The 20,544-nt window shown below is 34.6% G+C and carries 17 protein-coding genes and 1 tRNA gene; 14 read left to right on the top strand and 4 right to left on the bottom strand.

The features are described from left to right. The 5 genes from Q4Q55_RS00715 to Q4Q55_RS00695 all read left to right on the top strand — a co-directional run. A partial coding sequence (locus Q4Q55_RS00715) for an Ig-like domain-containing protein (protein ID WP_303370905.1) occupies window positions 1-3,167 on the top strand: 3,167 nt, incomplete at its 5' end. Between the two features lie 258 nt (window positions 3,168-3,425). Beyond that, window positions 3,426-3,839, top strand: coding sequence for a DUF371 domain-containing protein (locus Q4Q55_RS00710; protein ID WP_303370904.1), 414 nt, complete (start codon window positions 3,426-3,428; stop codon window positions 3,837-3,839). 675 nt (window positions 3,840-4,514) lie between these two features. Then, a tRNA-Leu gene (locus Q4Q55_RS00705) sits at window positions 4,515-4,598 on the top strand. Window positions 4,599-4,678: 80 nt separating this feature from the next. Then, a complete protein-coding gene (locus Q4Q55_RS00700; RefSeq protein WP_303370903.1) occupies window positions 4,679-8,338 on the top strand; it encodes a hypothetical protein in 3,660 nt (1,219 codons plus the stop codon). Between the two features lie 51 nt (window positions 8,339-8,389). Then, on the top strand, window positions 8,390-10,135 hold the full coding sequence (locus Q4Q55_RS00695; protein WP_303370902.1) for a hypothetical protein: 1,746 nt from the start codon (window positions 8,390-8,392) through the stop codon (window positions 10,133-10,135). Between the two features lie 121 nt (window positions 10,136-10,256). On the opposite strand, the gene Q4Q55_RS00690 is transcribed toward Q4Q55_RS00695, so the two are convergent. Continuing rightward, a complete protein-coding gene (locus tag Q4Q55_RS00690; RefSeq protein ID WP_303370901.1) occupies window positions 10,257-10,511 on the bottom strand; it encodes a hypothetical protein in 255 nt (84 codons plus the stop codon). A gap of 58 nt (window positions 10,512-10,569) precedes the next feature. Between Q4Q55_RS00690 and galU the strand changes: the two genes are divergently transcribed. Next, complete coding sequence (gene galU, locus Q4Q55_RS00685; RefSeq protein ID WP_303370900.1) at window positions 10,570-11,424, top strand: UTP--glucose-1-phosphate uridylyltransferase GalU; 855 nt, start codon at window positions 10,570-10,572, stop codon at window positions 11,422-11,424. A gap of 45 nt (window positions 11,425-11,469) precedes the next feature. Further along, entirely contained in the window at window positions 11,470-12,693 is a 1,224-nt protein-coding gene (locus Q4Q55_RS00680; RefSeq protein ID WP_303370899.1) for an aldo/keto reductase, read from the top strand. On the opposite strand, the gene Q4Q55_RS00675 is transcribed toward Q4Q55_RS00680, so the two are convergent. Beyond that, the gene (locus tag Q4Q55_RS00675; protein ID WP_303370898.1) at window positions 12,690-12,872 is read right to left on the bottom strand and encodes a hypothetical protein; all 183 of its coding nucleotides are present in this window, start codon (window positions 12,870-12,872) and stop codon (window positions 12,690-12,692) included. The two genes, Q4Q55_RS00680 and Q4Q55_RS00675, sit on opposite strands and share 4 nt — an antisense overlap. 158 nt (window positions 12,873-13,030) lie before the next feature. Here Q4Q55_RS00675 and Q4Q55_RS00670 point away from each other — a divergent pair, with 158 nt between their 5' ends. Genes Q4Q55_RS00670 through Q4Q55_RS00660 form a run of 3 tightly spaced genes read left to right on the top strand, consistent with a single transcriptional unit; the run spans window position 13,031 to window position 14,509 of the window. Then, on the top strand, window positions 13,031-13,240 hold the full coding sequence (locus Q4Q55_RS00670) for a TIGR04165 family Cys-rich peptide (protein WP_303370897.1): 210 nt from the start codon (window positions 13,031-13,033) through the stop codon (window positions 13,238-13,240). A 2-nt stretch (window positions 13,241-13,242) separates the two neighbouring features. Continuing rightward, window positions 13,243-14,367, top strand: coding sequence for a TIGR04083 family peptide-modifying radical SAM enzyme (locus tag Q4Q55_RS00665; protein ID WP_368660124.1), 1,125 nt, complete (start codon window positions 13,243-13,245; stop codon window positions 14,365-14,367). Window positions 14,368-14,380: 13 nt separating this feature from the next. Next, window positions 14,381-14,509: a hypothetical protein gene (locus Q4Q55_RS00660; RefSeq protein WP_303370895.1), complete on the top strand. Its 129-nt coding sequence runs from the start codon at window positions 14,381-14,383 to the stop codon at window positions 14,507-14,509. A gap of 173 nt (window positions 14,510-14,682) precedes the next feature. On the opposite strand, the gene Q4Q55_RS00655 is transcribed toward Q4Q55_RS00660, so the two are convergent. Further along, entirely contained in the window at window positions 14,683-14,817 is a 135-nt protein-coding gene (locus Q4Q55_RS00655) for a zinc ribbon domain-containing protein (RefSeq protein WP_303370894.1), read from the bottom strand. Window positions 14,818-15,022: 205 nt separating this feature from the next. On the opposite strand from Q4Q55_RS00655, the gene Q4Q55_RS00650 reads away from it, so the two are divergent. The 4 genes from Q4Q55_RS00650 (at window position 15,023) to Q4Q55_RS00635 (ending at window position 20,107) form a co-directional block, all read left to right on the top strand. After that, the gene (locus Q4Q55_RS00650; RefSeq protein WP_303370893.1) at window positions 15,023-17,068 is read left to right on the top strand and encodes a cation-translocating P-type ATPase; all 2,046 of its coding nucleotides are present in this window, start codon (window positions 15,023-15,025) and stop codon (window positions 17,066-17,068) included. Between the two features lie 64 nt (window positions 17,069-17,132). Next, on the top strand, window positions 17,133-18,122 hold the full coding sequence (locus Q4Q55_RS00645) for an ATP phosphoribosyltransferase (RefSeq protein ID WP_303370892.1): 990 nt from the start codon (window positions 17,133-17,135) through the stop codon (window positions 18,120-18,122). A gap of 143 nt (window positions 18,123-18,265) precedes the next feature. Continuing rightward, complete coding sequence (locus Q4Q55_RS00640; RefSeq protein WP_303370891.1) at window positions 18,266-19,168, top strand: CBS domain-containing protein; 903 nt, start codon at window positions 18,266-18,268, stop codon at window positions 19,166-19,168. A gap of 15 nt (window positions 19,169-19,183) precedes the next feature. After that, the gene (locus Q4Q55_RS00635; RefSeq protein ID WP_303370890.1) at window positions 19,184-20,107 is read left to right on the top strand and encodes a deoxyhypusine synthase; all 924 of its coding nucleotides are present in this window, start codon (window positions 19,184-19,186) and stop codon (window positions 20,105-20,107) included. A 146-nt stretch (window positions 20,108-20,253) separates the two neighbouring features. On the opposite strand, the gene Q4Q55_RS00630 is transcribed toward Q4Q55_RS00635, so the two are convergent. After that, on the bottom strand, window positions 20,254-20,499 hold the full coding sequence (locus Q4Q55_RS00630; RefSeq protein ID WP_303370889.1) for a DUF5654 family protein: 246 nt from the start codon (window positions 20,497-20,499) through the stop codon (window positions 20,254-20,256). Window positions 20,500-20,544 lie beyond the last annotated feature (45 nt).

Genomic DNA, 20,544 nt, shown 5'->3' with positions numbered 1-20,544 from the left:
ATTCGGCTACTGCATCAGACATATTAAGGGTAACTAAATATGATTCTGCATTGAATGTATCAGCAAGTGATGTTAAAATTGGAGAAAACGCCACTATACGCATTAATGTGGTTCCGGAAACTTTGAGAGGAGAAGCCGCTTTGGTAATCAACAATTACAATACTGTCATCTATTTGGAGGATGGTCTGACAAATGTAACCCTCTCCAATTTGGATGCTGGAACATATAATGTTACAGTTCTATTTAATGGAGATGCAAAATACCGTCCATCAAATGCAACATGTTCATTTAAAGTTTTAAAAACACATTCTAGTTTGGATGTTGAGGTTGATTATGATGAAAAGACATTGAAGGGAACAGTTACTGTTAGAACAAATCCTCTAAACTGTACAGGTACTGTCGGCGTTTACATCAACTATGATTTCTACACATTAAATCTCACAGATGGAAAAGCAGTGTTCAATGTTGAATACTACAAGGGAACAAACTATATTTATGTCTTCTATGATGGGGATTACTATTTTGACGGTGCCGACTGGAACACCACTTTGGGAATGGACGCTGAAGTTGTATTGCTTGGAAAAAATGTCACTGCATGGCAGGAAAATGATTTCAACTACACAATAAGGCTTCTTGAAGATAATGGAATTCCTCTGCCAAACAGGATTGTTTCAATATCATTTGATGGGAAAAAATATAATGTCACAACCAATGACAATGGTTTTGCTTACTTTAAATTAAATCTTTCTGTCGGAAAATATCATATTTCTGCAGCTTATAAAAATGCAACAGTTACCAATACGTTAACTGTCAATCCGATAGAATTCAACCTCACTGCCAATAATATTTCCTATGGGGATGTGGAGATTTTTGAAGCAGCATTCAAAGATGGCATTCACGGTAAAGTCAACTTCGTGATTTCAGGCGTGTTGAATGTAACGGCAGATATTGTTGACGGAAGGGCTCTTTTCAACACTTCCTCTTTAAAAGTTGGAAGCTATGTTTTAAATGCATATTATCTTAATTCAAACAAAAAAATTAAATTCGTTATTAATAAAGCAGATTTGAATGTCACTGTTAAAGCGGATAATGTTGGTGTTGGTTTCGACCAGATTATTGAAGTTACAAATCTCTCATCTGCAACTGGAAATATTGTTTTCATTGTCAATGGTGATGGACACTCAAAGCAAATCGCTGATTCTAAATGCTGTTTGAATTTATCAAAATTAGAAACTGGAACTTACGAGATGACCGTCAAATATTCCGGTGATGACAACTACAATAATTTCACAATAACCACTGTATTTTATGTAAAGGAATTTTATTCCGATATTGTATTGAATGTTAATGACACTTGCTACGGCCAAAATATTAGGATAATGGCTAACCTGTCCAGTAATGCAACTGGATTTGTTAGATTTACCGTTGGCAACATTTCTAAGGATACCAAAATTGAAAACGGCATTGCCGAATGTGAATTTAAATGGTTGGATGTAGGCAATTATACAGTAAATGCGGAATACTTGGGAGATAATTTATATATCTCTTCATCAAATTCAACTTCATTCAATGTCTTAAAATCCAATTCGAATATTGTTGTATATGATGAGGGTGCGTATTTGGGAGAAAACATCAGAATATTTGCAAAACTAAGTGAAAACGCTACAGGTTCAGTTTCATTCAGCATGATTGGTTATTATTCACCAAGGGGCAAGACAATATCCAATTCACAGGCAACATGGTATATCTCCCCTTTAAAAACAGGTTCATATACGATATTGGCTGAATATAATGGGGACAGTAACTATTATGCTTCAAATACAACGTACATATTAAATATCACTCAGAAAAAAGCTGTTTTGGATGTTTCAATTGATGATGCAGGTCTCAATGACAGGGTGATTGCTAAGATTAGCCTGCTTTCAAGTGACGGAGACAAACTAAATGCAACAATATTACTGAAAATCAACACAAAATCATATAATGTTCGTGTTTTAAATGGTGCATCAACATTCGTTTTAGGAAAACTTGAAGAAAACAACTACACATTCATGGCAACATATGACGGTGATGAAAACTTCTCCAGAAGCACCTGTGAAGGCAAGTTCATAGTTGTAAATGATCTTTTAGCTGTAAATCTTACGGCTAAAAATGTTGAAATGTATTACAAGGGCAGTGAAAAACTCCAAATATCTCTGCTTTCAGCTTCAGGTAAAGCTATTTCAGGTGAGACTGTTCATGTTACAATTGCAGGTAAAAAATATTCCGTTATAACGGATAAAAATGGTAAAGCCTCACTTGACTTAAATTTGGCATCACGAAATTATATTGCATACATTAGCTTTAATCAGACTGCAAGATATCATTCAGCATCAGCCAACGCCTCAATTAAAGTGTACTCCACTGTTGAAGGAATTGACTTGATTAAGATATACGGCAGCGGAAGCCAGTATTTTGCAATATTCTGTGACTCCAATGGTAAGGTTTTGGCAAATACCAAGGTTAAGTTCACAATAGGAAAGAATTCAATTACAACAACCACTCTTCCTAACGGAATATCCAGACTGAACATAAATCTCAAATGCGGAACTTATACAATAACTGCAATTAATCCTGTAACCGGTGAAAAGGCTAAAAATACCATTAAGATTTTCAAAAGACTTGCAGGAAATAAAAACGTTGTCCAATACTACGGGGCTAACAAGTATTATAAAGTTAGAGCATATGGCGATAATGGAAAGGCAGTCGGTGCAGGTGTAGTTGTAAAGATTAAAATAAACGGTAAATCATACAAGGTTAAAACAAACAAAAACGGATATGCTTTATTTAAGATTAAACTTAAACCTAAAAAATACACTATTACTGCAACATATAAAGGGTATAAGGTAACAAATAAAGTCACAGTAAAATCAACTATTATAACCAAGAATCTGTCTAAAAAGAAATCCAGGTCCGGCATTTTCAAAGCAAAACTGGTTAATAAGAACGGCAAAATCCTGAAAGGCAAAAAGATTACTTTCAAATTCTATGGCAAAAAATATGTTGTTAAAACAAACAGGTATGGACTAGCAGGCATTGTTTTAAAATCTTCTTTAAAGGTAGGAAAATATAATATTGTCACCAGTTATGGAAAATTATCTGTTAAAAACACAATAGTTATTAAATAAAAGGTTTTTTTTAAAACTTTCAATATTTTTATTTTTTCATGTAGATTAGTTAATTTAATTTATGCAATTTTTTAGCTTTCTATCATTTGATGGAAATTGCTTTTCATATATTTGCATATTTTTTGCAAAATCACCGGATTGTTAATCGAACAATCCAGAATAATCCAAGGGGAATTTATGATGTTTTATTTTTTTTCCATTAATGCCATAATTTCAGATGCAATAATTTTATTACTCTTTTTAACCTAAGATATATTCATGTTTTTTAAAATCCGAACAAGGGGCCATAAGAATGTAACTTCAAATCACAAATCCACCTTTGAAATAACCAGGGATGCAGAAATCGGTCCGACTGCAGACTGTATCATTGGAGTTGACATGGACCAGACCATGCTTGACTTCCCTCAGGAGTTCAGGGATAAAATTGCCGATTCAAATACTAAAATCACTGTCGAATTGGAAACCGAAAACGGCCATGACGAAATAAATGGTTTCGGCCATGAGGATTTGACATTGACTCATCCAACAGATATAGTAATTAGAAAAAGCGATTACACCTGTGACAGGACTTTGATGATTAAGGCGGATAAGGCGGCCAGAGATCTTGACAGGGACCTAATCGATGATTTGAAAAACGGAAAAGTTCTGGAAGTCACCATTAAATTAAATTGAAAAAAATAGTTTTTTTTTAAATGCCTATATTGTGAGTTTTACCTCACAATACCACCAATTAGACATTTAAACATTAATGATTCATTTGAGGTTTTCCTCGTTTGGAGTTGAACTACCTCAACTTATAGAAGTTGAGGATTCTTACTTCACGGGCTGCACACTCCAATGAGTGTAGGATTACCGTGCTATCCCCCTCGTCCCGAAGGTTAAGACTTTTGTAGTTTAATTTATTTTTTTTAACTTGGTTTTCGTTGAAAAATTTTGAATTAAACTTTTTATTGTCATTAATTATTATATTTGGCTAGTTATTTAAAGATTAGCAGAGAGCATTTGAGAAGTAATCTGCCTTTTTTGTGCAATTCATTCATGACTTAAAGAAGTCATGGTATTCTTGCATTACTCAGATAAATGTAATTTTTTTGGGTAATGTAATTGGTTAGTGTTCTTCTAGGTATGAATGCCTCGGCGAAAACAATCTGGTTGTGTTTTCTAAAAGTCCATCTTCGAAATTGATTTTAACCAGTTATTTGATTGAGTTAAAATTTCGATGGTTCTGGATTGAAACTTAATTTAAAAATGAAAAAATCGTGCAAGTTACTATAAAATCCTGCAAAAAATCGTTAACTATATATAAGTTGAAAAATATATTTTTTTATAACTACTTTTGTTTTTTATGCGGGGGTGGTCGAGCGGTCAAAGGCGCTAGGTTGAGGGCCTAGTGGGTCAGTCCCTTCGCGGGTTCAAGTCCCGTCCCCCGCACTATATGTTACTATTTTTAAAAAATTATTTAAACTGATTTTTCAAATATAATTAATGTTTATAAAAATGGAGATGATTTATTGTTAAATAGAAAATTATTAATTTTATCAATATTGCTTGCAGTCATTTTTTCCATATCTGCCGTAAGTGCAATGGATGGTGAAAATATCTCACTGGAAACTAATGGCGATGCAATTGGTGTTGAAAATAATCATTTAATTATTAAAAACGATATATTTGATAATACTCTAAAAACAGCTATTTGCGATTTTGATGATTTGGCAGGTAAGGTGAACACCACAGATGAGGGCGAAACACTTTATCTTCAAAGTGACTATAAAACTGCAAACTCATCAAATCAAGTAATTATCTCAAAATCAATAACATTAGACGGTCAAAATCATTTTATCGAGGCTCCCGACGTTAAGAGAGTCTTTTTGATTGAAGCAGATAATGTCTGCATAAAGAATGTCAATTTCATCAACTCAAAAACAGCAGGACTTGCAGGCGGAGTTATTTCCTGGCTGGGAAATAACGGAACCCTGGACAACTGTAATTTCACAAACAATTCCGCAAGCTCCGGAGGCGGAGCTGTATGCTGGATTGGAAATTCAGGCAAAATAAGCAACTGTAACTTTGAAAACAATGATGTAAGATTCGGTCAGGCAGTTAGTCTGACATGTCAGGAAAGCTTTGATCCACGCGTAATTCACATTCAAATAGTCAACAGTGAAGGTGGCGCTCTCTACATTGGCGGAAATAATGTATCCGTTAACAATTGTGGATTTTACAATAACATTGCCCTATTGAACGGTGGAGCCATTTCAGTCAACTGGGGAAACAACGTTTCCATATCCTCTTCAAAATTCAGAAACAATTCTGCAGGATATAATGGAGGAGCCATAGATTTGAATGGGGATAATGCATCATTATCTAATTTGAAATTTTTCCATAATTCACATAACGATTTGTTCTTGAACTCAAATGCTGCAACAATCACCAACACCACCTTTAAAGATGAATCATCAATCGATTCATGGTATGATGTAACTTATGAAAATGTTACATATGGAATTGGAGACTTTGAGGATTTATCCGAAGAAATCAGTTTAACTCCAGAAGGCGGTCTTTTAATTCTGGATAGGGATTATGAATTTATAAACGGATCAATTAACGGAATAGTAATTTCCAAATCAATTACCATTGATGGAGCAGGACACACTTTAAACGGAAGTAAATTGTCAAGAATATTCAATATTACAGCAGCCAATGTAACAATTAGGAATGTCAATTTCATAAATGGAAATGCAATAGGTTCCTATGGTATTGTCCATGGTGGAGGTGCAATTTATTGGAACGCTTCCAACGGATATGTTGAAAACTGTAACTTTACAAACAACGGATTGTATAGCTTGGACTCTGATGAATATATGCGCCAGGAAATTGTTGTTTGTGATGACGGAACTATGCGCATAGAATATGTTTATGTTTATATGGTTCCTGCTGGTGCGAAAACCAGTCAGGGAGGTGCAATCGCATGGATTGGAGATGACGGTAAAGTAGTAAACTCAATATTTAAACACAACTTTGTAGGATACGCCAATGACGGAGGGGCAATCTTCTGGGCAGGTGCCAACGGAAAAATCATTAATTCAGAGTTTTATGACAATGATGCATATAGAGGTGCAGCAGTTAACTGGAAAGGAGTGAACGGTACAATTTCACTTTCAACATTCATAAACTCAGGAATCTGCGACAACGGAATATACTGGACAGGCAAAAACGGAGAAATCAAAAATTCAATATTGCTTTCATCATTAGACAACGGATGTGTGATATCTCCATATTCAGTTAGTGTAAAAGCTGATTTTAATTTCTGGGGAGATACAAAAGACAATCCAAACATCGCTAATAAAAGTTCCGATGTGAAATATTGGGTTTTAATGGATGTAAGTTCTAAAAAAGATTTTGTTTTTGAAAATGAATCATTCATGATTGATTACAAATTTGATACTGTAATGGACAAATCTCATGATAAATACCGTTATAACGGTTTGGATGGCAAATCAGGAAGCATCAATTTCACTTCAAACAAAACAGGAATATTGAACGTATCCTATATTGGAAATGAATTTTCATATGATGTAACTCCTTATAATTCAAGTGGAGACTTTTACGATTTGCTGATAAAAATCCATAACACTCCAGAAGGTGGTGTTTTAGTTTTGGATAGGGATTATGAATTTATTACTGGATGTAATAAGGGAATTTTAATTTCCAAATCAATAACCATTGACGGTGCGGGACACATATTAAATGGTAACAAACTCTCAAGAATGTTCAATATAACATCTGATAATGTTACAATCAAAAACACCAGTTTCATCAACGGAAATGCATTTGGAAGATATGGTGGTATAGCAGGCGGAGGTGCAATCTACTGGAGCGGAGACAACGGTTATATAGAAAACTGCACTTTCACAAATAATTATGGAAGAGAAATCGAGGATGATCCATTTGATGAGGATACAGTATCGATTGATGAAGACGGAACTATATGGTTTTCACATCGCATGAGACCAATGGGTGCTAAAACCAATGAAGGCGGAGCTATAGTATGGAATGGCATAAACGGAACAGTATCAAAATGCATTTTCACAGACAACGGTGTAGGCTATCCGAATTTAGGTGGTGCAATCTGCTGGAGAGGGCACAACGGAAATGTAGTTGATTCCCAATTCTATGGAAATGATGCATGGTGCGGTTCTGCAATTGCATGGGTAGGCGATAATGGAACAGTATTGTCATCAATAATTGCAAACAGCTCATTTTTCGACGGAGGAATCTACTGGTTTGGTAAAAATGGAACTGTACATAATTCAATTTTGCTTAGCACAGGCTATCGCATGGCCCTATGCCCGGTTGGATGCGATGTAAATGCCGATTACAACTTCTGGGGAGATACCTTAGAAAATCCTAATGGTGTTTCCAAAATCAGCAACATCTCAAACTGGATTGTTATTAAATTTTCACATAACGGCGAATTTGTTAAAAAAGGAGACAGGTTAATCATTAAGGCCGACATGACAACACTGGTGAATAAGAAGGGCAGTCAGTCCAGTTATCTTGGATTGATCAATCACTCTTCCCAAATATCATATGTTGCTAAAAAAACAGGATTTTTAAACATTACCTATGTAAACGGCAAAATTAATGTTGCCGTCGATACAAAAGATGCCATTAAAAGTAAAGACTTAACTAGATATTATGCTAAAAAGATTTCCTATTCAGTTAAAGTTCAGGATTATGCTGGAAAAGTGATAGGTAAAAAAGTTAAATTTACAATCAACAAGAAAAACTACTATGCAAACACAGACAAAAACGGCATTGCAACTTTAAAGATAAGTTTAAAACCAGGCAGCTATGTTGTTTATACTTCATATGGTAATGTGAAAGTTAAAAATAAGATAACAGTTAAAACAACCTTGGTGACTAAAGACTTATCCATAAAGGTTAAAAAGTCAGCAAAATTCAATGTCAAAGTCCTAAACAGTAAGGGAAAGGCATTTGCCAAAAAAGTGGTTAAGATTACTTTTAAAGGCAAGACCTATAAAATTAAAACCAATTCAAAAGGAATTGCTGGTTTTAATGTTCCCAAAAATTTAAAGGTTGGAAAATACGTTATAAAAACCACTTATAACGGTTTAACAAACACTAACAGAATTATAGTTAATAAATAACTATAATTTTTTATTTTTTTAATTAATTTCAGCTCATGTCATGATGATAAAATGTTTAAAAAGGTTTATATTATTTATTTGATTTTTATTTTGATATCAATTTCTGCTGTTTCAGCAGAGGATAATGGGAATTTCACATTATATTCAGTTGAAAATAATGCATCCCAGCCCACATTCACCGATTTGGCAAATAGGATTGGTGATGATGATGATGTAATCTATTTGGAGGAAAATTATATCTATAATTCAAATGTTGATAAAAATTGTACTGACGGAATTTCAATTGACAGAACAGTAACAATTGATGGAAAGGGATATGAAATTGACTGCAATAACTCTCGTTGCATATTCGTCATAGAATCTGATAATGTTACTTTGAAAAACATTACATTTGTTAATTGCAATCGAGGTGGCGAATGTATAAAGTGGAATGGTGCCAACGGGTCAGTTATTGATTGTAATTTCATGAATCATTCTTCTGATTTTGAAATTGTCCACTGGAGAGGTATAAATGGAAATATCGTAAATTGCAATTTCATAAACAATTCAGTTAAATCATTCGGATTAATACTTTGGGACAACTCTAACGGAAAGCTGATCGACTCAAATTTCATTAACAACAACGCTTCAGTAGATGGTGTAGTGTGTTGGAGAGCAAAGGGAGGATTAATTGATAACTGTTCCTTTATAAATAATGGTGATTATAATTATTCACTAAATCAGGCAAAAATTGTTTTAGATTATGTTTGGGATTGTATAAGCGTTAATCCCTATGCAAATCCTATGGTTAGAAGCATGTATTTTTATAATGGTGGAGCTATCAGTTACAAGGCTGATGAAGGCATTATTTCTAATTGCTATTTTGTAAATAATAATGCTTATGATGGTGGAGCTATTTATTTGACAGGCAGCAATTTATCTGTTCTAAATTGCATCTTCCTAAACAATTCCGCAGTAAATAACGGTGGTGGAATCTGTTGTTTGGGTGGAAACTTATCATTGGAGGATGTTATTTTTGATAATAATAATGCGAACAATTCCAATGAGGTTTATTTAAAAAATAATTCCAATATGCTCAATGCATTAAACGTTATAGTTATTAGTAATGATTCCATTAAATTCATTGGAAGAAACGGTGAGCGAAATTTGACCAATTTGGAGGAATTATTAAACGATAGTGAAATTCCTGATTATCTTATTGATTCATTTAAAAACAAAGAAGATCATATTAAAAATATTTTAATGAAAGTGTATCCCGCTAAAGTCGAATACAATAAAAACTTATCAAGAATTGCTGGCAATAAAGATGTAGTAATGTATTTTGGCAGTTCAGCTTATTATAAAATTCAGGTTTATAATAAATTCGGCAAATTGGCTAAAAATCAAAAGGTTTCTTTCACTATAAATAAAAAGAAATTTTTCAGATTCACAAATCAAAATGGAATGATTTCTTTAAAAATCAATGAAAAACCCGGAAAGTATGTTATTGCTGTTAGATATGGAAATGTCAGTGTAAAAAATAAGATAACCATTAAAACAACCTTGGTGACTAAAGACTTATCCAAAAAGGTTAAAAAATCAGCAAAATTCAATGTCAAAGTCCTAAACAGTAAGGGAAAGGCATTTGCCAAAAAAGTGGTTAAGATTACTTTTAAAGGCAAGACCTATAAAATTAAAACCAACTCTAAAGGAATAGCCATGTTTAACATACCTAAGAATTTAAAGGTTGGCAAATATGTTATAAAAGCATCATATAATGGATTGATTAACTCCAATAAAATTATAGTAAAAAAATAAGAATGTTATAAGGAAGATATAAAACACATATTAAAAGCTAATCTTCATTTGAATTGCCGATTCATCAGATTAGAATAATCTTGGACTAATCCAACTGTTCTTCCTTTAACATCACAGTTCTTTAGGTCATTATAATTTCAATGCCTAACTGAATATAGTATCTTGCTAGGGCAAAATATGGCGAAACAAGCACTATATTTTCAGCAGTCAGGTATAATTCCCCCATCTGAATGGGGGTGTTTGAACAATATTTGCTTGTTAATATCATTAAAACATTAGTTATTCTGTTTGAATAAGGATGTGTCAAAATTTGTTCAACAAATTTGTCCTTATTCACTTTTGTATTTTTTTTTAAATCTCTAACTTTTGTTAACAATATATTTATAATAATTTAACCAAAGATTATAATTAATTAAAACTTATGGTGATAAATTATGAAAGCTGTAATTCCGGCAGCAGGTTTCGGTACTAGATTTTTGCCTGCTACTAAAGCGCAACCTAAGGAAATGTTGCCTGTTTATGATAAACCAACCATTCAATATGTTATCGAGGAGGCAGTGGCTTCAGGCATCGATGACATATTAATAGTGACAGGTAGAAACAAAAGATCCATTGAAGATCACTTTGACAAATCATTTGAACTTGAACAGACCCTTCAGAGCGCAGGAAAAGACGACCGCCTAAGGCAAGTCAGGGCAATCACAGATTTGGCAGATATCTGCTATGTCAGACAAAAGGAGCAAAGGGGTCTTGGTGATGCAATATACTGTGCTAAAAAGCATATCGGCGGAGAACCGTTTGCAGTGCTTTTGGGGGATTCAATTACTAAAGGTCCGACTCCATGCACAAAGCAGTTGATTGACGTTCATGAAAAATATGATGCATCTGCAATTTCGCTTGAAGCGGTTCCGAAAGAAAAGGTAGAAAGATATGGTATCATCAAGGGAACTGAAGTGGAAGATAATGTTTATAATATTGAAAAGCTTGTCGAAAAGCCTTTGGCTCATCAGGCACCATCAAATCTTGCAATCATGGGAAGATATGTCCTGACACCGGATATTTTCGATAAAATCGATGAGACAGAACCAGGTGTCGGCGGTGAAATTCAGCTAACCGATGCACTTCAGAAATTGGATGCAATTTATGGCGTTACATTTGAAGGAAAGACCTATGATATAGGTAACCGTTTCGAATGGCTCAAGACATCAATTGAATTTGCAATGGATGATGATGAATCCAAAGATGATTTAGTAACTTATATGAAAGAAATCATCAATGAAAATAAATAGTTATTTCAATTGAAATAACTTTAATCTTTTTTTTTAGTTGGTAGCATGCAATATCGATTGATTGAAAAAACAGGCGATGAAGTATCATCATTAGGTTTCGGAGCGATGAGGCTTCCCCTAAAAAACGGCAAGATTAATCGTGAGCTGGCTCGAAAACAAATTTATTATGCAATAGATAACGGAATTAACTTTATTGACACAGCCTATTTGTATGGAGACAGTGAGAAGTTTTTAGGTGAAATACTACAGGGCGAATATAAAGATAAAGTTAAAATCTGCACTAAGCTTCCTGCAATCCATGTCAGAAAATATGATGATATGGAAGAATTTCTAAATGAGCAGCTAAAGCGTCTTAAAAGGAATTATATTGATTATTATCTTGTTCATTCCATAGATTTGAAAACATTCAACAGGCTGGTTAAAAAAGGATTGCTTGAATTTTTAGACAATGCCAAAAGTGAAGGAAAAATCAAACATGCGGGTTTTTCTTATCATGGGCCAAAGGAAGAGTTTGAAGAAGTAATTGACGCTTATGACTGGGATGTTGTGATGGTTCAGTACAATTACTTTGATGAAAACATCCAGGCCAGTGTTGAAGGAATCGAATATGCTGCTTTGAAAGGAATGGGTATTTTTGTAATGGAACCGTTAAAAGGTGGAATTCTTGCGGGGAAAATGCCCGAGGATGCTGAAGAAATATTCAAAAAAACAGATTCCACTAAATCAGCAGCCCAATGGGCTCTTCGATGGGTTTTAAACAATAGAAACATCTCATGCGTATTTTCAGGAATGAATTCAATCGAGCAGATTGATGAAAATCTGGATGTTGCAGATAAAACCACTCCTCTGTCCATGACTTTTGAAGAAATGGAAACTGTTGAACTTGTAAAAAGGGTGATGAGAAATTCCCTAAAAATCAACTGCTCCACCTGCGGATATTGCATGCCATGTCCTCAGGGTGTCAACATTCCGGAATGTTTAAAGATTTATAATGAAAAGTATCTGTTCGGCCATAAAGGCTTTGTCAACACTTCTTTAATTGACTATTATCAGTATGTTGGCGGAGTGATGGGAAAGGAGGGCAATGCCGGTTTATGTAATGGATGTGGAAAATGTTTAAGGAAATGCCCTCAAAAATTGGACATTATTTTTGAGCTTGAAAAAGTGAAAAAAGAGTTTGAAATGCCGGGATTTAAATATATTCTGCCTGTTGCAAAATATGTTGGCATTCCGATTTATAAATATATTATTAAGATTTTAAACCGTTAACTGTATCTCAGATAGTAATATAATTTAACCATCATTTTATTTTCCATTGTCATCCATTCGATGGAGGTTATAAAGGCAATGCTTTCTTTCCATATATTTTCTCTTACTTTATCTGTAACTTCGGTGAAGATTGGATTATTTTTCTCTTTTAAAAAGTAATCATACAAATCATATGGCATTATAATCACCTTAAATGTTAATTTAATAATTATTATTGGATTAAATAATATTTAAACCTTGTTGAAGTCATTTTGTAAAATTGTAGTCATTTAACCAACTTATTTAAAGTTTTCGGTTTCGAAAAAATTAATATATCTTGAAATCAAAATTATTTAACATGAAACTCGAAGAACTTTTAGCACCATGTCCAAAATGTGGTTCAAAAGATAAGATTGCTCAAAGGAGATTATTGGATAATCACAGAGCTCATGCAGAAATGAATGCAGTCAAATGTGAAGAATGCGGATACATATTCTTTGTAAACGAAAACATGGATCCTGATGAGAAAAAACAGTTATTAAACGAATTAAACAAGATTCACGGATAAAAATGACTTTTCATGTAATGATTATTCCAACTCTCAACTGCCCGTCAAATTGCAAATACTGTTGGGGTTCTGAAAATAAAAAAGAGATGATGGATTCGGAAATTATCGACCAGATTATTGCTTGGTTGGATGATTTCAGGGATGATAAGGTTCACTTCACTTTCCATGGTGGCGAACCCCTTCTTGCAGGTTATGATTTTTATAAGGTGGCATTGGAAAAGCTGTCCCAACTGGAAAATCTCGACGGATTTTCTCTTCAAAGCAACATCTGGCTTTTAACAGATGAACTTATAGATTTGTTTGTAAAATACGGTGTTGTCGTAAGTACAAGTATAGATGGACCAAAGGAAATCAATGATTATCAAAGAGGCGACGGTTACTTTGACAAAACCATGTCAAAATACGAGTTGGCTAAAAGTAAAGGACTGATTATAAACTTTGTTTTAACTGTAACTGATTACTCAAAGGATTTTTCAGATGAATTGTATGAATTCTTTAAAGGTGAAAAAATGAGCCTTAAAATTCATGCAGCACTGCCGTCCCTTAGAGGGGATAATGCAGATCCATGGGCACTTGACCAGGAAGAACATGGAAAACTTTTGGTAGACTGGCTTGACAAATACCTTTATGATTTGGACAAATTCTCAATAATGGATCTGGACCATATCTGCAAATCTTCCCTAAGGCGCAGAGGAACCCTCTGTACATTTGCAGACTGCATAGGTACCACTTTGGCAGTCGGATCAGACGGTTCAATTTATCCTTGTTACAGATTTGTAGGAATGTCTGAGTATGTTTTGGGCAATGTAGGGGATAATCCGAGTTTTGACGATTTAAAAACTTCAGATGCATGGGCAAAACTTCAGCTATTCAGAAATCATGTCGATGAAAGCTGTAAGAAATGCAGGCATAAAAAGTACTGTGAAGGAGGATGTCCGTACAATGCAATTGTCGCATATCAGACTCCTGAGGCAGTTGACCCGCAATGCACAGCATACAAGATGATTTTTGATGAAGTTTCAAAAAGAATGAATAAGGAATTTGCAAAATCTGCATTTGGCCTAGGGGCACCGGCTCCAAGAAAAGAAGGTGAACCCTTCAGCATAATGGACCTTGCAATGAAATAATGGGGTTGCTGATATGATTTGTGATGAATGTAAACACTTGGAACTTAGAAACAAATACAAAATTGTATGCAAACTTCATGAACATCAATTATTGGATGTTAAGCAGTGCATCAATTTTGAGAAAGTTGATGAGGATAATTAGATTATTTTTCTTTTTTTTCAGTCAAAAAATATTTAAAAAAGGATGGATGTTTATTTCATCCTACATTTTAATTTTTGAAAGATTTCATAGACATTTTTTTGCTTTTTTCGCTCATTCATGTGGCTTGTGCAGTTTTTGAAATGTAAAAATCAATCATTTCTTCCATTCTAACATCACTTTGAATTTACCTTCATGATAGCAATATCTGCAGTAGTCCTTTTTTTAGAGCCGTCCTTTTCGCTTCCGTAATTGTCTTTTGTCATAGGCATTGCACATGACCGGCAGAAGTTCATATCTTCAAAATTCATTGTAATTGCCTCGATGTTATTTTCACTTTCATGGTATTATATCCTTTTTGGAAAAAATTTCAGTAATACTGAGTATTTAAATGAATTCAAAAAAAGTAATACTTTTATATAAAATGAAGTCTAAACAATATAATAGTAATACTGCATATATAAATGAATCCAAAAAAAGTAATACATTTAATAAATTTTGATGAAGGTGAAAGATGTGATTGATGAGATAACAGATTTTTTATTTGGCTTGAAAATGACTATCCTCTCTGCTGTATTTCTTGTAATCGCAATTATTTTCATGATACTTGGAATTGACACTCCGATTTATCTGAATCCTGCATGGGGAGCAGTAATAATCAGTGGTATTCCAATGCTGCTTTTGGCTTTGACAAGACTGATTCGTGAAAAGTGGATTTCATCAGCACTTCTAATTGCAATAGCCATGGTCGCTTCACTTCTGATAGGAGAAATCTTTGCTGCAGGTGAAGTTGCATGGATTATGGCATTAGGTGCACTTCTTGAAGACTGGACTGTTGAAAGGGCTAAAAAAGGATTAAGAAATCTTATCAATTTGACTCCGCAAACCGGAAGAAGAATTGTTGATGGTGTCGAGGAAGAGGTGTCTGTAGATGAGATAAAAATCGGTGATACCTTAAGAATACTTCCTGGTGAAAGCGTACCTGTCGATGGTGAGATTATTGCCGGAACCAGTTCACTTGACCAGTCAATCATGACTGGTGAATCCCTCCCTATAGATAAGGAAGTTGGGGATGAAGTGTTCTGCGGAACCATGAACATGTATGGTGCAATTGATATTAGGGCAACCAGCTTGGGCGAAAACTCATCACTTCAGAAGTTGATTGATCTTGTAAAGGCAGCCGATGAAAAGCAGGCTCCAACCCAAAGGATTGCTGATAAATGGGCAACATGGCTTGTTCCTGTCGCATTAATAATCGCAATTGTAGCTTGGCTTGTCACCGGTGATATTGAAAGAGGAGTAACAGTTTTAGTAGTGTTCTGTCCTTGTGCATTGATACTTGCTACACCAACAGCCATTATGGCCGCAATTGGCCAGGCAACAAAATATGGTGTATTAATCAAATCAGGTGAAGCGCTTGAAACCTTAGGTGCCCTGAATACATTGGTGTTTGATAAGACAGGAACATTGACATATGGTAATCTGCAGGTTTCCGATGTAATTCCGGTCAATAATGATTTATCACAAACTGACTTGCTGAAGATTGTTGCATCATGTGAAACTTTAAGCGAACATCCATTGGCTAAGGCGATTGTGGATAGAGCTAAAGAGCTGGAGATGGATATTGAAGAGCCTAAAGACTTTAAGATGTATCCTGGAAAGGGCGTTAGCTGTAGTAATTCATATGGTAAAGTCTATGCAGGTAATGCCAAATTTTTGGCTGAAAACAATATTGAAGTTGATGAAAGCTATCTCGACAAACTCAGAAGCGAGGGAAAAGCTGCAATAATCGTTGCATTAAATGATGGCGTTGCAGGTTTTGTCGGCCTGTCTGATGTGATTCGTGAAGATTCTCAAAACATGATTCAAAGTCTGCATGATTTGGGCACTGAAACCATATTGCTTACAGGAGACAATGCCGAAACTGCAAATTACTTCGCCTCACAGGTTGGAATAGGAAAAGTTTACGGTAATCTTCTGCCTGAAGAAAAGCTTTCATGGATTGAAAAACTTAAAGGTGAAGGCAAAAAAGTCTGTATGATTGGAGATGGTGTAAATGATGCACCAGCACTCAAAACAGCTGATGTAAGTGTTGCAATGGGTTCTGTTGGAAGTGATGTGGCTATTGAGGCGGCAGACATCGCGCTTTTAGGTGATGACATTGGAAAAATTCCATATCTTAAAAAACTGTCAAATTCCACATTGTTTACAATAAAAGCAAACATTGCAATTTCAATGACAATCAATGCGTTAGCCATTGTCTGTTCTGTTTTAGGACTATTGAATCCGGTAACAGGAGCTATTGTCCACAATGCGGGGTCATGTCTTGTAGTATTGAATGCAGCTTTATTGTATGACAGGAAATTCGATGATTCAATCAAAAAAATTGATTCTGAAAATCTTGAACACTCACATTATCATTTCCACACAGACGGTGAACACACACATTCCCACGAGGGCGTTGAAATCATTGATGAGATTGTAACTGATAATGGTGTTAAACATATGCATGCCCACAAGCATGCTCTATCAAGACAAAGTTGTGAAGCATATCACAACTGAACTTTTTCTTTTTTTCCATAAACATTAAATATTTTAATGAATAATCTTATTTGTAGGTATTATTATGAACGATAAAATAATTTTAGGACTTCCAAAAGGAAGTTTAAATAATGTAAACAGAGGAAATACTTATCAGTTATTTGTTGATGCAGGTTATGAAGTCAGAGGCTATGAACCTGGAAATGAATCTTATGAAATAAATATTTTAAATGATGATGAAATCAAAGCTTTCTTAACTCGTCCGCAGTCCACTCCTGTTGAGCTTAACAGAGGAATGGTAGATATTGCTATTGTTGGGGAAGACTGGATTAAAGAAGAATCAGTTTTAAGAGAAACTAATACTGTTAAAATTGGTGATCTTGATTACGGACAGACCCGTTTGATTGTTGCTGTTCCTAAAGACTCTCCATATAATAGTTTATCAGATCTTTTAAGAGCAAATAAAGATAGAAAAACTCCAATTTTATGTTTTACGGAATATCCTAATTTAACTAGAAAATTCATCATGGAAAATGAGGTATATCAGGAAATATATGGGGATGCAGTACCATTTGTCCAGGTTAGGGGGCTGACTGACGGTGATAATGAGATGGTGCAGGTCATCAACTCCGACGGCGCTACTGAAGTATACATTGCAAAAGGTGCTGATCTGATTGTGGATAATACACAAACTGGAAGCAGTTTAAGAAAAGCAGGTTTAAAAGAAATTGAAACAATATTGCACTCTTCAGCAGGTCTTTATGCAGGTGTAAGCTGTACCGGTGAGAAAATGGATAAAGCTCAAATGATTTACAAGCAATTGTTTGGAGCCATTACAGCTAAAAAATACTTTGATGTTAAGTTTAACATTGCCAACAGTAAAATTGAAGAGGTTTCCAATTATCTGATTGAAAATAAACTGTGTGCCGATGAGCCTACACTAACTCCAGGTTCTGATTTCTCACAGATTAACGTATTGATTCCAAAATCAAAATTCCCTGAAATGATTGATGCCATCAAGGGATTTGATGCAACTTCAATTATCAGAAATGATTTAAAACAACTGGTTGAATAATCATTTCATTTTCCTTATTTTTTTTTAAATATTTTTTAATATCTCTGTTTTTCGAAATCAAAATATCATTATAAATCATTAACATTTATAAGGTATACTTGATATAATTAAATATATTAGAATATTAAATTTAAGGGATTAACATGTTAACATCTGTACAAAAAGAAATTTTACAAACACTGATTAATTTATACCAATCTTCCAAGGGCAAATCCATAAAGGGTGAAGATATTGCTGAGGTTATGGGAAGAAATCCCGGAACAATACGTAACCAGATGCAATCATTAAGGAGCTTAGGTTTGGTTAAAGGTGTTCCTGGCCCGAGGGGAGGTTACAAACCAACCATCGAAGCTTATCATTCATTAAATATTTCAGTGTCTGATGAGGATTCCAAAGTTCCCATTTATAAAAATGATGAAAGGATTGAAGACATTTCCGTTGCAAAAATTGAATTCACCAGTGTGCCGCAGCCAAGTGAATGTGAAGCAGCAATTAAAGTTTTGGGAAGTATCAAGGATTTGAATTTGGGAGACATTATTAGAATAGGTCCCACTCCTGTAAATAACCTTGGAATAATGGGTAAAATCGTAGGTCGGGACGATATGGACAATATTCTTTTAGTTGACACATCTACCATTAGAAGCATTCCCAAAAAGACAGTCGGAGAAATTGCAAGTAAAGATGTTATTTCCTTTAAAATGGATTGCTCTATTAAGGAAGCTGCAAAAAAATTGAATGAAAATGAGATAGATGGTGCTCCGGTAATGGAGGATGGAAAAGTAGTTGGAGTATTTACCGTAACAGACCTTGTTAAGGCAGTAGCCAATGATAACGGGGATGCAACTGTAGGTGAAGTGATGTCTACAAATGTTGTAATCGTAAATGAGGATTTGAAAATAGCCAATGCTATTGAAGTAATGCTCAAGAAATCCATTTCCAGACTAATTGTTGCAGATAACAATCAGGTTTTACTTGGAATTGTTACAAGAACAGACTTGATTAATACCATAACAAACTTGGATCAATTTCCAATTATTACAAACTAATTTTCATGTGATTGAATGAAAGTAAACCAAATTAATGTAGATAGCAGTATGAAAGTGTCCGATTTGATGGATGAATTTGATAAATCCGGTGTTTTGGGCGCAGGCAGAGTGGCAAGAGCATCTAATATTTTAGTTGACATGATTCTCGATGAGGACATGAAGGTGTTCATGAGTCTTGGAGGACCTTTAATTGCCGGAGGCATGAGAAACATAATAACAAAAATGATTAAAGATGGTCATGTAGATTTAATTGTTTCAAGCGGAGCCAATATCACACATGATCTTGTTGAAGCGTTTGGAGGATCTCATTATCGCCACGAAGGAAAAGATGATGAAGAATTAAATGAAGAGGGAATAGGTCGTATTGCTGACATCAATGTTGGTTCAGATGACTTTACTATTTTTGAAAATGAAATTATTAAAATATTCGAAAAGATATCCGACAGAAAAAAGGTAGTTTCAATTCAGGAATTATTATATGAAATAGGTCTTCTGGTGGATGATGATGCATCATTTGTAGCAACTGCCGCAAGAAACAACATTCCCATTTTTGCACCGGGCCTTATTGATTCAATGATGGGTTTGCAATTATGGATTTTTTCACAGGACCATGATTTTACACTCAGTGCTGCAGGAGACATGCCATATCTGTCGGATATTGTTTTTGAAGCAGAAAAAGTGGGAGCAATACTTTTGGGCGGTGGCCTAACAAAGCATTATACCCTGGCATCCAATGTCATTAAAGGAGGTTTGGATGCGGCTATTCAAATTACTATGGACAGACCTGAAGCAGGCAGTCTTGGGGGAGCACCTCTTGAAGAGGCTAAATCCTGGGCAAAAGCTAAATGCGGGTCTAATTTGGCTAGTGTCGTTGGTGATGTGACTATTATTTTCCCATTTATTTATGCGGCGGCTCTGGATAAACTCAGTAGTGATTGATTTTGTAATATGATATTACTTTTTTAAATTTATCTTGGGATATTTGTCTCCATTTAATCTTTAAAATATCCTGGTGGCAGTTATTTTTGATGGTTTGAATTAAAAAAAGAAGTTAAAAAAGGAATTTAAAATTCCTTTATGATTGTCTATTCGCTGAGTTCGATACCCATTTTAGCAGCTACTCTAGCGAGTAATACGGTAACAATTACTGCAACAACAGTTACAACGATAGCGTAAATGAATAAACTTGGAAGAGCATCTCCAGCACCGATAAACTGTTCAATTAATTTTTGGATTGCGTCGTTCCATGCTAAACCTGCAACAAATGCGAATGCAGTGGTGATTAATCCTAAAATTGTTTCCATAATTAATTTTGTTACTTCGCTTGCCATATTTTTTCACCTCATTTAACTTATTCTGTTCATAGATAATAAGAA

Source organism: Methanobrevibacter sp. (genome assembly GCF_030539555.1).
Classification (GTDB): Archaea; Methanobacteriota; Methanobacteria; order Methanobacteriales; family Methanobacteriaceae; genus Methanocatella.
This window is presented reverse-complemented; position numbering and strand designations above follow the sequence as displayed.

What these genes read in the sequence shown, in the direction of transcription:
- Q4Q55_RS00645 (WP_303370892.1), top strand. Translation starts at nt 17,133, where the DNA reads ATGAACGATAAAATAATTTTAGGACTTCCAAAAGGAAGTTTAAATAAT.
- Q4Q55_RS00670 (WP_303370897.1), top strand. Translation starts at nt 13,031, where the DNA reads ATGAAACTCGAAGAACTTTTAGCACCATGTCCAAAATGTGGTTCAAAA.
- Q4Q55_RS00630 (WP_303370889.1), bottom strand. Translation starts at nt 20,499, where the DNA reads ATGGCAAGCGAAGTAACAAAATTAATTATGGAAACAATTTTAGGATTA.
- Q4Q55_RS00640 (WP_303370891.1), top strand. Translation starts at nt 18,266, where the DNA reads ATGTTAACATCTGTACAAAAAGAAATTTTACAAACACTGATTAATTTA.
- Q4Q55_RS00660 (WP_303370895.1), top strand. Translation starts at nt 14,381, where the DNA reads ATGATTTGTGATGAATGTAAACACTTGGAACTTAGAAACAAATACAAA.
- galU (WP_303370900.1), top strand. Translation starts at nt 10,570, where the DNA reads ATGAAAGCTGTAATTCCGGCAGCAGGTTTCGGTACTAGATTTTTGCCT.
- Q4Q55_RS00710 (WP_303370904.1), top strand. Translation starts at nt 3,426, where the DNA reads ATGTTTTTTAAAATCCGAACAAGGGGCCATAAGAATGTAACTTCAAAT.
- Q4Q55_RS00665 (WP_368660124.1), top strand. Translation starts at nt 13,243, where the DNA reads ATGACTTTTCATGTAATGATTATTCCAACTCTCAACTGCCCGTCAAAT.
- Q4Q55_RS00675 (WP_303370898.1), bottom strand. Translation starts at nt 12,872, where the DNA reads ATGCCATATGATTTGTATGATTACTTTTTAAAAGAGAAAAATAATCCA.
- Q4Q55_RS00680 (WP_303370899.1), top strand. Translation starts at nt 11,470, where the DNA reads ATGCAATATCGATTGATTGAAAAAACAGGCGATGAAGTATCATCATTA.
- Q4Q55_RS00635 (WP_303370890.1), top strand. Translation starts at nt 19,184, where the DNA reads ATGAAAGTAAACCAAATTAATGTAGATAGCAGTATGAAAGTGTCCGAT.
- Q4Q55_RS00695 (WP_303370902.1), top strand. Translation starts at nt 8,390, where the DNA reads ATGTTTAAAAAGGTTTATATTATTTATTTGATTTTTATTTTGATATCA.
- Q4Q55_RS00655 (WP_303370894.1), bottom strand. Translation starts at nt 14,817, where the DNA reads ATGAATTTTGAAGATATGAACTTCTGCCGGTCATGTGCAATGCCTATG.